Consider the following 12,920-nt stretch of genomic DNA (forward strand, 5'->3'; position numbering starts at 1 on the left):
CGCGGGCAGGCGGACGTCGCGATCAGAACCTGTTCCCAGCCGCCGACGACGCGCGGCGGATGTCGCGCGCCCGCGAGGACGTCTCCCCGGACGACCGGTCCGGCGTACTCCCCACCCGCCGCCACCACCGACCGAGAAGGATCCGCCATGAGAAGAAGATTCGCACTGCTGGCCGCCGCGTTGGCGACGGCGCTGGCGACGATGACGGCCGTGGTGACGGTCGCCACCCCGGCGTCGGCCGCGACGCTCACCCAGGTGACCAACTTCGGCACCAACCCGACGAACCTGCAGATGCACCTGTACGTGCCGGACCGGGTCGCGGCGCGTCCGGCCCTGCTGCTCGCGCTGCACTACTGCACCGGCAGCGGCCCGGCCGTGCACACCGGGTTCGGGCTCAGCTCGCTGGCCGACCGCTACGGCTACATCGTGATCTACCCGTCCGTCACGCGGAGCAGCAAGTGCTGGGACGTCTCCTCCCCGCAGGCCCTGCGCCGCGACGGTGGCAGCGATCCGGTCGGCCTCAAGTCGATGATCGACTACGTGCGGAGCCGCTACCCGGTCGACCCGGACCGCATCGGTGTCGCCGGCTTCTCCTCGGGCGCGATGATGACCAACGTCATGGTCGGCCTCTACCCCGACCTGTTCAACGCCGGCGTCAGCTCCTCCGGCGTCCCGTTCGGTTGCTTCGCCACCACCAACGGCGCCGAGTGGAACAGCGAATGCTCCGGCGGGCGGATCGTCAAGACCGCCCAGCAGTGGGGCGACCTGGTGCGCAACGCGTACCCCGGCTACACGGGCAAGCGTCCCCGGTTCCAGATCTGGCACGGCACCACCGACACCACGCTGAGCTACGTCAACTTCGGTGAGCAGATCAAGCAGTGGACCAACGTGCAGGGCGTGTCCCAGACCCCCAGCTACACCGACTACCCGCAGACCAGCGCCACCCGGACGCGGTACGGCAGCACCGGCGGGACCGCGCCGGTCGAGGCGATCAGCTTCCAGGGCTACGGCCACTCGATCCCGTTCGACGCCGCGCAGGCCATCCGCTTCCTCGGCTTCGACACCACCAGCGGCACGACTCCGCCGCCGACGACGCCACCCCCGGGCGGCACGACCGGCGCGTTGCGCAACTCCGCCGCCGGTCGCTGCCTGGACGTCCCGGCGCAGTCGCGGACCAACGGCACCCAGGTGACGCTCTGGGACTGCAACGCAGGCGCGAACCAGCAGTGGGCCGCCACCGCGGGCAGGCAACTCCAGGTGTACGGGACGAAGTGCCTGGACGCCGAGGGCGCCGGGACGTCGGCCGGAACCCGGGTGATCATCTGGGACTGCACCGGCGGCACGAACCAGCAGTGGAACCTCAACTCCGACGGCTCGATCACCGGCGTGCAGTCCGGACTGTGCCTCGCGCCGAACGGCGGCGGAACGGCCAACAGCACCCAGGTGGTGCTGGCGACCTGCAACGGCGGCAACGGTCAGAAGTGGACGCGCGGATGAGACGTACCCGATGGTGGTGAGCCCGCACGCGGCCTGAACCACCGGCGTGGCCCGGCCCGGGACGTTCCCCGGGCCGGGCCACGCGGCGCGTGCGGGCTGCGGTCGCCCTCTCTCAGCGGTAGCCGGCGGCGACGATGTTCGCCTGGATCGCGTTCTCGGTCGCGTCGGACGGGTAGCCCGCGACCATGGCGCCCTCGTAGAAGGTGCCCACGCTCTGGTTGGAGTTGTCGATGCAGCAGTCGCCGCCACTGCCGAGGATGATCGCGCCCTGCTTCTTCATCGGGCTGTACCCGGGCGGCAGCGAGCCGTCCCACAGCGTGTAAAGGCTGCCGGACTGGGCGTTGCTGCCCTTGATGGCGAAGCGGGACGTGCCGTTGTTCTTCAGCGTCGCGGTGACGAACTTGCTGGTGAACGCCCGCTGGTTCGGGTTCCACGAGCTGCTGCCGCCGGGGTAGAGGCCCCATTCCAGGTCGGCCTGCACCCAGGGACCGCTGCCGGAGCAGCCGCCGAACCAGCAGCTCGTGCCGAAGTAGATGGCGTCCATCGTGCCCCGACCGTCGGCGCGGCGGGTGGTCTCGCTGTTGCCGTAGTCGAAGCAGCAGCCGCTGTTGACGTGGGTGCCGCTGGTCACCATGTACATGCCCTCCGGCGCGGCGCCGGTCGGCACGCCGGTCAGGTGCCCGTCCCGCCAGTAGCTGCTGTTGCCGTTGATGTAGAGCGAGTAGACCTTGTTCCCGCCCACCGTCAACGACTCCCGGGTCGCGACCGCCGGCTGGACGGCGCCGCCGATGCCCCCGGCCCCCTGGTAGCCGAGGTTGTTGCCCCGCCCCGACTGGTCGTAGATGACCGTGATGACGCAGGTGGTGTTCGCGCAGAAGCTGTCCTGGGCGGCGGAGTTGGCCCGTCCGCCCGGGCTGAGCACGCCGATGGCGCGGGTGGTGTTGTCCGACGACCGGCGTACCTGGTAGAGCGAACCGTTGTAGGAGGCGTACAGGGCACGGGTGGTGCTGTGCGCCGCGACGCAGGGCGTGCCGCCCGCCGCGTAGATGTCGCAGGGCAGCGTCGTGCTCGGTGGGGGAGTGGTGGGCGGTGGTGTGGTGGGTGGCGGCGTCGTCGGGGGCGGGGTCGTGGGAGGCGGCGTAGTGGGTGGTGGCGTCGTCGGGTCCACCACGCCGTTGCAGGTCGTGCCGTTGAGGACGAAGGACGTCGGCGTCGGGTTGCTGCCGCTCCAACTGCCGTTGAAGCCGAAGCTGGTACTGCCGTTGGTGGGGATGCTGGCGTTGTAGGCGGCGTTGGTGACGCTCACCTGGGCGCCGGCCTGGGTGACGCTGCCGTTCCAGAGTTGGGTGACGGTCTGGCCGGCAGCGAAGTTCCAGGTCAGCCGCCACCCGTTGACGGCGTCGCCCAGGTTGGTGATGGTGACGTTGGCACCGAAGCCGTCCTGCCACTGGGAGCTGACGGCGTAGGTGACCTGGCAGCCGGCGGCGGCCGCCGAGGCGCCGGTCTGGGTGGCGGCGGCGCCGGCGATGACGAGGGTGGCGGCCACGGCGGCGAGCGCCGGCCGCCGATGGCGGAGTTGTCTGGGTCGCACGTGCTCTCCTTGAGGGTGCGAGGTGACGGTGCCCGGGGCCGCGCCGTTCCCCCTGCTCGGGCCCGGACTCTGAACAGGGGGAACGGCGGTGACGGCGACTGGTGTGGAGCGACTGCGCAGCGGCAGATCGACGGCTCCGGCTCCCGGCCGTAGGAGATGATGCCGACCTGGGCGCGCGTGGTCAGGCATCCGTCGTCCGGCCCTCGGCACGGGTCGCCCGGTGGTGAGCTCGGGCCGTCCCGTGTCGGCCACGCTCCACCCGCCCACGCCGTGAACGACGTCGACCGCGCGGCCGGGGCCAGCAGAAGACGACTCCGGTGACGGTCAGTTATCGACGGCCGTCGTAACGTTAGCGTTAACAGGCCACCCTGTCCATAGACGACCGTCGGTGTCATCCCATTTCGGCGGCCGTGGCTGGCCCGACCCGGCCGAGCCTGACCCGGTCGCTCGCCGTTGACGACGGGAAGTCGCCGGCGCGCCGGGAGTGCTCAGGACGCCTCGCGGACGCGCAGGTCGGCGAGCCACACGTCGGCGAGGTCGCTGAGCGCGACACCGAGGACCTCGCTCAGGCAGACCACGGTGCCGAAGGCGGGTGCCGGCAGTCGACCCACCTCGATCTTGCGCAGGGTCTCCGGTGAGATGCCGGCGGCCAGGGCCACCTCGACGAGACTGCGGCCGCCCCGGGCGACCCGGAGTGCCGCGCCGAGGCGTTGCCCCGCGGCGATCTGCTCCGGTGTGAGCGGTGGGCGAACCATGTGAGCAGGATAGTTCCGCCCTGGTGGAGCGGCAATGTCGCCCCGCCGGGACCCCCGCCTCGCGTGGTATAAATATACCGCTGCGGGATGGGGAGGGTTTGTCGTGATCGAGCTGAAGTCCGCGATGGAGATCGACCGGATGGCCGTGGCCGGTCAGTTCGTCGGCGAGCTGCTGGCCGAGCTGCGGGAGGTGGCCGCTGTCGGCGTCAACCTGATGGACATCGAGCACCACGCCCGCCGCCGCATCGCCGAGCGGGGTGCCGAATCCTGCTACTGGGACTACACGCCGTCGTTCGGTCGTGGGCCGTTCCGTAACGTCCTGTGCCTCTCGGTCAACGACGCGGTGCTGCACGGCCTGCCGCACGACTACGTCCTGCGTGACGGTGACCTGCTGAGCATCGACATGGCGGTCCAGATCGACGGCTGGGCCGCCGACTCCGCGCTCTCCGTGGTCGTCGGCGCCCCCGCCCCGGCCGACCTGAAGCTGATCGAGGCCACCGAGGTCGCGCTCCAGGCCGGCATCGACGCCGCCCGGCCAGGTAACCAGCTCGGCGACATCTCCGCCGCCATCGGCGAGGTCGCCCACCGCTACGGCTACCAGGTCAACAACGAGTTCGGTGGGCACGGCATCGGTCGCACCATGCACGAGGCCCCGCATGTGCCGAACAACGGCCGTCCGGGCCGGGGCATGAGACTCAAGCCCGGCCTGACGCTCGCGATCGAGCCGTGGCTCTGCCGTACGACCGACAAGATCAAATTCGACCAGGACGGCTGGACGATCCGGTCCGCGGACGGCTCACGCTCCGCCCACTCCGAGCACACCGTCGCGGTCACCGAGTCCGGTCCCCGGGTGCTCACCCTCCGCCCGGGGCAGGTGGCGCAGGAGCGCAGCCCCGGCGGGCGGGCCGCCGCGTCGTCCTGAGCGGTGCACGGGCCGCGGACGCGGCCCGTGCGTCACGCCTCAGCGCAGCCCGGCGAAGAGGTCGTCCTCGGGAACGGGCGCGTCGGTGGTGTCCCGGACCCGGACGAAGGTCTCCACGCCCATCAACTCGGTGAACCGCTCCTGGCCGAGCTGGAGGAAGAAGATGTTCTCGGTCTGGCTGGCGTGCGCGGCCAGGGCCTCGAACTTCTGCGCGCCGTGGGCGCGGGTGTCCACCCAGGTGGTGATCTCGTCGTCGGGAAGACCCAGCTCGGGCATGTCCGAGGACTCGCCCGGCTCGTCCCACTCCACGCCGAGCTCCTTCATGACCCGGCCGAACTCCTCGAACGCCGTACGGGGCACGGTGGTCCAGTAGACCTTCGCGGGGATGTCGGTCTGCGCCACGGCGGCCATGGTGATGCGGTGCGCCTGGATGTGGTCGGGGTGACCGTAGAAGCCGTTCTCGTCGTAGGTCACGACCACGTCCGGCCGGTACCGGCGGATCAGCTCGGCGAGCCGGTCCGCGGCCTGCTCCACCGGCGTCGTCCAGAAGGAGCCGGGCTGGTCGTTCGTCGACCAGCCCATCATCCCGGAGTCGGCGTAGCCGAGCGTCTCCAGGTGGGTGACCTTCAACCTGGCCGCGCTGACCTCCAGCTCGGCCTGCCGCATCGCCACGACGGCCGCCGGGTCGTGACCGGGGTCGCCGGGCTTGACCCCGCCGGGCCCGTCGCCACACCGTCCGTCCGTGCAGGTCACGAGAACCGTGGTGACACCCTCGGCGGCGTACCGGGCGAGGACGCCACCGGTGCTCGTCGCCTCGTCGTCGGGGTGCGCGTGCACCGCCATCAGGGTCAGGGATCGCTCAGCCATGTCACCACCCTACGACCAGCGGCACGCCGGAACGGTTCGGTGACGCATCCTAGCCATCCGCCGGGCGGCCCCGGCGTCTTTGCCCAACGCGCTGTCGGGCCGCTCGGGGTTCCCTACGCTGTCGGAGGCGACGGCGCAGCCTCGTCACCTGCGGAAAGTCTCGACGAAGGGTACCGGGTTCGATGGCGGTCTTCGATGACGTGCGACAGATCGACGCCGGGGTGCTGAACGTCGGATACGTCGACGCCGGGCCGCCGGACGGGCCGCCGGTGATCCTGTTGCACGGCTGGCCGTACGACATCCACAGCTTCGTCGACGTGGTGCCGCTGCTCACCGACGCCGGCCACCGGGTCGTCGTGCCGTACCTGCGGGGTTACGGCTCGACGCGGTTCCTCGCCGACGACGCCGTCCGCAACGGCGAGCCGGCCGCCATGGGGCTCGACCTCATCGCCCTCATGGACGCGCTGGGCATCGACAGCGCGAAGCTGGCCGGCTTCGACTGGGGAGCGCGTACGGCCGACGTGGTGGCCGCGTTGTGGCCCGAGCGGTGTTCCGGTCTGGTGTCGGTGAGCGGTTACCTGATCGACGGCCAGGAATCGGGCCGGGTGCCGCTGCCACCGAAGGCCGAGTTCTCCTGGTGGTACCAGTACTACTTCGCCACCGAGCGCGGCCGGCAGGGGTACGACCGCAACCGCCGCGACTTCGCCCGGTTGATCTGGCAGACGGCGTCGCCGAAGTGGACGTTCGACGACGCGACGTTCGACCGCAGCGCGGCCGCGTTCGACAATCCCGACCACGTCGACGTCGTGATCCACAACTACCGGTGGCGGCTGGCCCTGGCCGAGGGCGAACCGCAGTACGACGAGGTGGAGAAGCGCCTGGCCGGCAAGCCCAAGATCACGGTGCCCAGCATCACCCTGGAGGGTGACGCCAACGGCGCGCCCCACCTGGACCCCAGCGTCTACGGCAAGCAGTTCTCCGGCCGGTACGAGCACCGGACCGTCGGTGGCGGCGTCGGACACAACCTGCCCCAGGAGGCGCCACGGGCGTTCGCCGACGCGGTCCTGGAGGTGTGAGCCGCCGCGCCTGGCGCCCCTACGGGGTGATCCGGAAGGTGGCGTCCTGCCGGTCCGTGGCACTGGAGCTGGCGCTCAGCGGGTCGATGCGCAGCACGTAGTTGAAGTGCCGGAGGTAGCGGGTCGGGAAGTTGTACGAGCGGAACGACGTCCAGGATGCGTCGGCCAGTCCGGCCGTGCGGTAGAAGGTCGCGTCGGCCCGGAACACCGAAGTGTTGTCGTTGGCCTCCAGGCGTACCTCGTAGTTGTAGTGCCGCAGGAAGAGGCCGGGCTTGTTCACCGACTCGAACGACACGCCCGCGGCGTCGGCGAGGCCGGGGACCATCCGCCACAACTGGTCCTGGTACGGGTCGAACGGGTACGTGTCGACGCGGGCCACGTAGTTGTAGTGCCGCACGTAGCGGTCCGGCAGGTTGGAGGACTTGAGCCGGACCCAGTTCGGGGCACCCCACCGCGCGACGAGGGCGGCGTACTCCGCGTCGGTGATGCCGGTCATCGACCCGTGTTTCGAGTTCAACGGTGGGGTGTAGTCACGCTGGTTCAGCGGCGTCCAGGAGTTGCCGCCGATGGTGGCGGTCGACCAGGCGTAGAAGTCGTTGTTGACCGGGCTGTACGAGTCGCCCCACAACCGCCAGCCGCTACCGTCGACCGCCTTGACCAGCAGTGGCGCCTCGATGCCGCTGCCCTGGAGCAGCCCCGACGTGTATGTGGTGAAGCTGTTCGGAGCGGCGGTGCTGGACCGGGCGCCGTACAGGTTCCCGTTGGCGAGGTTCTTGTAGTACAGGTACGTGGTGCCGCCGTCGACCACGACATCGCCGTCGAGGACACCGAAGCCCGGGCTGAAGAACACCTGCGGCGAGCTGACCGTCCGGAAGTCGCTGGTGTAGTTCACCAGGAAAACGTCCTGGCCGTTGTTCGCCGAGTAGACGATGGCGTACTGCCCGCGTGCCGCGTCCCAGAAGGCGGTCGGCGCCCAGGTGTGGGTGTTCAGGGTGTGCATCCGGATCCGGCGGTAGCCGGTGAAGCTGGTCAGGTCGGTCGAGTCCCACACGTGCAGGTACTGACTGGTCTGGTTCCAGTTGGTGCCCTTGAGGTCGGTGGCGAGCACCACGAAGGTGCCGTCCTGCTTGCGGAAGACGAACGGATCCCGCAGACCCAACTGCCCGGCGGTCGGCGTGACGACGGGGTTGTTCTGGTTCAGTGGCGTCCAGTTGAGACCGTCGCGGCTGACGGCGAGGTGCAACCCGTAGTCCGCGCCCAGGCCCTGCGGCGACTCGGTGAAGTACGCCATCACGTACGAGGTGTTCGGCGCGGCGAGAGCGGTGCGGGGCAGGCTCAGCGCTCCGGCGGCGGCAGCGGCGGTGGACAGCGCGCCAAGGGTGAACGCGCGTCGGGTCAGAGGCACGGTCGGTGACCTTTCTGCGGCGGTGGGCGCGGACGTTTGATTCGTGAACGTCGATGTGATCGTTAACATACGATGTCGTCGCCAGGCCCCGCAACCCCGTCCCCTCAGCGCCCGGAGGCCGTCCGCCCGGGCCGTTGCCGGCGGGGCGTGGGCGCCGGCTCCGGGCGCTCGACGCGGGTCGGGTCGCCCCGCACGAGGTCGTCGTGGATGCGCCAACGCGCTGTGGTGACCGCGCGGTGGGCCGCCTCGTCGCCGCGTTCGAGTTTCCGGCGCAGCAGTTCGAGAGCGATACGCCGGTTCTGGCTGAACTGCCGCTCCTCGTCCACCACCACGACGAGACCCGACGGGCGGTGGGTGGCGCGTACCGCCGTGCTGGCCTTGTTCCGGTGCTGGCCGCCGGGGCCGCCGGTGCGGCACGCGACGACGTCGACGTCGGCCTCGGCGAACGTCGTCGGCGGCGCGTCGCCCGGCGGCGTCCGAGCCGTCACGTACCAGTTCTTCCGACCGGTGCCCGCCCGGTACGGGCTGGGCGCCTGCCAGCACAACGTCCCGGTCCAGGAAGCGGCGAACGCCTCGACGTCGACGCCGGACAGTCGGATCAGCGCCGACCGGTAGGTGCCGGGCCGATCACCGGACACCGCGTGGACCCGCCGGACCGCCACGCCCCACCGGGTGGCGTCGTGCTCCAGACGCCGCAGCAGGTGGGCCAGCGCCCAGGCGCACTCCCGCGGCCCACGGCCGGCGGACAGCAACAGGTCCACGCTCACGACCGACCCCGCCCGCGACGCTGGTCCCGCCGGTCCGACCGGGTCGCGGTCCCGACGTCCGGCGTCTTGTAGGTGACCAGGGGGATCGTGGTGGCGACCGGCGTGGCGAGCCGGTGCGCGACGAGGTCGCCGATCACCTGCTCGATCCGCTTGTACGCCGTGGGCGCCTCCTCGAAGAGCAACTGGCGGTCGCCGCACACCACAAGCGAACCCACCGGGGTACGCCGTAGCTCCTCGACCGTGTGCTTGGCCCGGCCCCGGCGCAGCGCGTCGGCGCGGGACATCTTCCGGCCCGCGCCGTGCGCCACCGAGTGGTTGGCGTCCGCCCCGGCGTGGGCGGCCACCAGGTACGACGCGGTGCCCCGGGTGCCGGCGACGAGCACGTCGCGGCCGTCACCGGGTGCCGCGCCCTTACGGTGCAGGTAACCACCGTCGCGTACCTCGACCAGGTTGTGGCACTGGTCGACGATCGGCTCGGTCGGCTCAGCTCCCAGCGCGTACGCGACCCGGGCGGCCAGCAGCCGTCGGTTCAGCGAGCCCCAGCGCACCGCCTCGTCGTGCCGGGCCAGGTACGCGGCCGGGTCCGGCGCGGGGCCCGCCCCGTGCGTCTCGGTGTGCGTCCGCAGGATCCGCTCACCCAGGCCCCGCGAACCGCTGTGCACGACCAGGACGAGGTCACCGGTCGCCAGCCCGAGACGGTGGGCGTGCTCGGGCGCGAAGACGGTGTCCACGCGGGCCAGCTCGACGAAGTGGTTGCCGCGGCCGACCGTACCGAGACCGTCCAGGTGGCCGGCGGGAACGTCGTCCGTGAGGGCGGACCAGGCGGGGTCGTCGGCGTCCCGGTGCGGGTCCAGCGCGCGGTCGAGGTCGGGGAACCGGGCGGCCAACCGCTCGGGTACGACGCGCCGGAGTCGGATCGGGAACACCGCGATGCCGCAGCCGATGTCCGAGCCCACCAGGAACGGGTACAGGACGGTGGACGTCATGGCCGCGCCGATCGGGGCGCCCTTGCCCGGGTGCAGGTCCGGCATGCCGGCGACGTGGACCATGCCGTCGAGGGCGGCCACCTGCCGGCACTGGTCGAGCGCGGCGGACTCGATCCAGCTCGTGGGGGACGCGAACACGGTGACGGTGGCCAGGGTGGACGGGGACGAGGCTTCCCGAGGGAAGTGGTGCTGGGACAACGACGCTCATTTCTCGCGGAATCGCAAGTCGACGGACGGCGGTACGGCGCCGGGCGGCGTGCGGTGGCCTCGGCGCGGTGCTCGGGTGGTGTCCGTCAGTACGTCATGGGCACCACTGTGGCGATGTCCGTGGCGCACGGCAACTGGTTATCGGTGGGGCGCTTCGACCCCGCACACGATTGACGCCGCCCGCCATCTGTCGGATGGGTGATGGCCCGGGACGCGGCTGTCCCGTCATCATCCGGGAATGCTGACGGGGCGTGACGGCATGCTCGCCGAGGCCCGCGCCGCGCTGGTGCGGGCCGACGGTGCCGTCCTCATCGGTCCGGCGGGGGTGGGTCGCACGGCCCTCGCCCGGGCGGTCGTCGCCGAGCTGCCGTCGCGACTGTTCGCCGCAGTGTGGATCACCGCCACCGAGGCGAGCAAGGTCGTGCCCTTCGGGGCTCTCGGTCAACTCCTCACCGGTGGGCACCCCGCTCTCCATCCGGCCCTGGTGCACAGCACCGTGCTGACCAGTCTGGTCGAGCGGTGCGGCCGCGCCCGTACGCCCGTGCTGGTCGTCGACGACGCCCACCTCCTCGACGGGCCTTCCGCCGGCGTGCTGCTCGGCCTCGTGCAGGCCCGAGCGGTCCGGGCCCTGGTCACCGTCCGGTCGGGGATCTCGGTGCCGGACGCCGTCGTCGCGCTGTGGAAGGACGTGGGACTGTCCCGGCTGGTGGTGCCCGCCCTGACCGAGGCCGAGATCGGTGCGCTGGCGACGGAGCGCCTGGCGGGCCCGGTCAGCCGCTCCACCACGCACCTGTTGTGGCAGTGGACCGGCGGACTGCCGCATCTGGCGGTGCCGTTGCTCGACCACGGGCAGGCGGTCGGTTCGTTGGCGCGGGACACTGACCAGTGGCGCTGGCGCGCCGGCCTGGCGGTGCCGACGCAGGTCGCCGACCTGCTCGACCGGGAGCTGGACCGCGTCGGACGCCCCGGCGAGGAGGCGCTTGCCGCGATGGCGCTCGGCGGCCCCCTGCCGTTGCCCGTCGCGGAGACCGCCGCGTCGCCGGAACTGCTCGCCGACCTCGAACAGCTCGGGATGGTCCGCAGTGAGGAGCGCGGCGACGAGGTCCTCGTGCGGTTGCGCGACCCGATGCTCGGCGCGGCGGTACGCCGACGTATGTCACCCGCCCGGCGTCGCCGCGTCGCCGCCGCCCTGCTGGCCGGCACGCGGCAGGCCACGCCGCACGGGTCGCACGCGGTGGCCCGCGCGCTCTGGGCGGTGCACGCCGGACAACCGGTCGACCCGCCGGAACTGGTCAGGTCGGCCGGCCTCTGCCTGTACGCCGATCCGGCCGCCTCGGAACAGCTGGCCCGGCGGGCCTGGCAGGAGGGTGGCGGGGCATCGGCGGCGGTCGCGCTCGGCGCGGCCCTCGTCGAGCAGGGCCGCGCCGCCGAGGCGTACGAGACGCTGTGCACCGCCGCACGGGACGCCGAGACGGCCGCTGACCCGACCGCCCGGGTGACGGTGGGCGTGGCCCTGGCGTCGTACCGCCTCTGGGTCGGGCGGGAACCACGACAGGCGTACGACGACCTGCGGCGGCTGCACGCGGACTCCGAGGCAGCCGGTGACCTGCCCGGCCGGGTTGAGTTGGCCGCGCTGGGCGTACTGGTCCAGCTGTTCGGCGGCGAGGCGGCGCGGGCGCTGGCGAGCGCTCGTCAGCTTCTGGACGAGTCGCTTCCGCGCGGCGCGCGGCTACGGGTCATGCTGGCGTCGGTCGCGGCGCTGGTGCTCGCCGGCCGCACCGAGGAGGCGGTACGGGTGGGCCGCACGGTGGTCGAGGCGGTCGAGCGGTCCGGCTCGTCGGCCATGCCGCAGATCCGTGGCATGGCCGGGGCCGCGCTGGCCCTGGCCGAGCTGTGGCGTCAGCCCACCCCGACCGGTCCGGTCACCGACCCGGCCACCGGTCGGTGGCCGCTGCCCCCGGACCCGCTCGTCTCCGGTCTGTCGCCCACCGCCTGGCCCCTCTTCGACGGGTACGCCCTGCGGGTCAGCGGGGATCGGACGGGCGCCATCAGCCGGCTCCGGGACGCCGTCGCCCAACAGGCCGGTGGCAACGGCATGTTCCGCGCCGAGGCCACCGGCTGGCTCGCCGTCACCCTCGCCGAGGACGGCCGCCCGGACGAGGCCGAGACGGTGCTCCGGGAGCATCCCGTCGACGCGGTCGCGCTGGTCCCGGGACTGCGCCCGTGGGCGCTGGCGGCAATCGCCGCGGCGACCGGCCGGCGCGGTCGGGCGGGCGAGCTGATGGACGAGGCGATCGTCGTCGCGCACGACTCCGGTAGTTGGCTGGTGGAGCTGGGCTATCTCATCTACGCCGCGCATCTGGATCCGGTCGCCGGCCCGGCCCGCTACGCGGACCGCATCGCCGAGGCCATCGGGCACGTCGACGCCGAGCGGCTCGTCGCCGCCGGCCGGGCGGTGATCGCGCTGGCCGGACGCGATCCCACCGTGATCCTTCAGCACGCGCACCGCCTCGTGGACATGAACATGACCGGCGAGGCGCTGAAGGTGGCCGGCGAGTTCGGTCGGCGGGCCGGAGCCGTCGACACCGTCCGGCTCGCCGTCGACCTGCGCGCCCGGCTGCGATCGGCGGTACGGGACGACCCCGCGCGGGTGGCGGGGCTGACCGCGCGGGAGCGGCAGATCGCCGGGCTCGCCGCCCGGGGCCTGTCCGACCGGGAGATCGCCGAGGCGTTGGTGCTGTCGGTGCGTACCGTGCAGACACATCTGGGACGGGCCTACCGCAAGCTGGCGGTGACCTCGCGGCGGGACCTGTCGGACGCGTTGCGGCCGGCCGGCTGAGGCCACCG

The 12,920-nt window shown here is 72.0% G+C and carries 10 protein-coding genes; 4 read left to right on the plus strand and 6 right to left on the minus strand.

What is annotated here, in order from left to right:
• Window positions 1-147: 147 nt before the first annotated feature.
• Complete coding sequence (locus AC3EN4_RS27380) at window positions 148-1,497, plus strand: extracellular catalytic domain type 1 short-chain-length polyhydroxyalkanoate depolymerase (protein WP_435208946.1); 1,350 nt, start codon at window positions 148-150, stop codon at window positions 1,495-1,497.
• Window positions 1,498-1,609: 112 nt separating this feature from the next.
• On the opposite strand, the gene AC3EN4_RS27385 is transcribed toward AC3EN4_RS27380, so the two are convergent.
• Together AC3EN4_RS27385 and AC3EN4_RS27390 are read right to left on the minus strand one after the other, a co-directional pair.
• Window positions 1,610-3,088: an arabinofuranosidase catalytic domain-containing protein gene (locus AC3EN4_RS27385; protein ID WP_435208948.1), complete on the minus strand. Its 1,479-nt coding sequence runs from the start codon at window positions 3,086-3,088 to the stop codon at window positions 1,610-1,612.
• Between the two features lie 488 nt (window positions 3,089-3,576).
• Entirely contained in the window at window positions 3,577-3,843 is a 267-nt protein-coding gene (locus AC3EN4_RS27390) for a helix-turn-helix domain-containing protein (RefSeq protein WP_422739227.1), read from the minus strand.
• 103 nt (window positions 3,844-3,946) lie between these two features.
• Here AC3EN4_RS27390 and map point away from each other — a divergent pair, with 103 nt between their 5' ends.
• A complete protein-coding gene (gene map, locus AC3EN4_RS27395) occupies window positions 3,947-4,765 on the plus strand; it encodes a type I methionyl aminopeptidase (RefSeq protein ID WP_435208950.1) in 819 nt (272 codons plus the stop codon).
• A gap of 39 nt (window positions 4,766-4,804) precedes the next feature.
• On the opposite strand, the gene AC3EN4_RS27400 is transcribed toward map, so the two are convergent.
• Complete coding sequence (locus tag AC3EN4_RS27400; RefSeq protein ID WP_435208952.1) at window positions 4,805-5,632, minus strand: PIG-L family deacetylase; 828 nt, start codon at window positions 5,630-5,632, stop codon at window positions 4,805-4,807.
• Between the two features lie 182 nt (window positions 5,633-5,814).
• Here AC3EN4_RS27400 and AC3EN4_RS27405 point away from each other — a divergent pair, with 182 nt between their 5' ends.
• Window positions 5,815-6,708: an alpha/beta fold hydrolase gene (locus AC3EN4_RS27405; RefSeq protein WP_435208954.1), complete on the plus strand. Its 894-nt coding sequence runs from the start codon at window positions 5,815-5,817 to the stop codon at window positions 6,706-6,708.
• A gap of 19 nt (window positions 6,709-6,727) precedes the next feature.
• Here AC3EN4_RS27405 and AC3EN4_RS27410 read toward each other — a convergent pair whose 3' ends face one another.
• The 3 genes from AC3EN4_RS27410 to AC3EN4_RS27420 all read right to left on the minus strand — a co-directional run bounded on the left by AC3EN4_RS27410 (window position 6,728) and on the right by AC3EN4_RS27420 (window position 10,064).
• Window positions 6,728-8,113 (minus strand): glycoside hydrolase family 43 protein, encoded by a 1,386-nt coding sequence (locus tag AC3EN4_RS27410; RefSeq protein WP_435208956.1) that lies wholly within the window; start codon window positions 8,111-8,113, stop codon window positions 6,728-6,730.
• Between the two features lie 104 nt (window positions 8,114-8,217).
• Entirely contained in the window at window positions 8,218-8,880 is a 663-nt protein-coding gene (gene prfH, locus AC3EN4_RS27415) for a peptide chain release factor H (protein WP_435208958.1), read from the minus strand.
• Complete coding sequence (locus AC3EN4_RS27420; protein WP_435208959.1) at window positions 8,877-10,064, minus strand: RNA ligase RtcB family protein; 1,188 nt, start codon at window positions 10,062-10,064, stop codon at window positions 8,877-8,879. Before AC3EN4_RS27420 ends, prfH begins: the two co-directional genes overlap by 4 nt.
• Window positions 10,065-10,311: 247 nt before the next feature.
• On the opposite strand from AC3EN4_RS27420, the gene AC3EN4_RS27425 reads away from it, so the two are divergent.
• The gene (locus AC3EN4_RS27425) at window positions 10,312-12,912 is read left to right on the plus strand and encodes a helix-turn-helix transcriptional regulator (RefSeq protein WP_435208961.1); all 2,601 of its coding nucleotides are present in this window, start codon (window positions 10,312-10,314) and stop codon (window positions 12,910-12,912) included.
• Window positions 12,913-12,920: the final 8 nt, after the last annotated feature.

This window comes from Micromonospora sp. bgisy143, assembly GCF_057708145.1.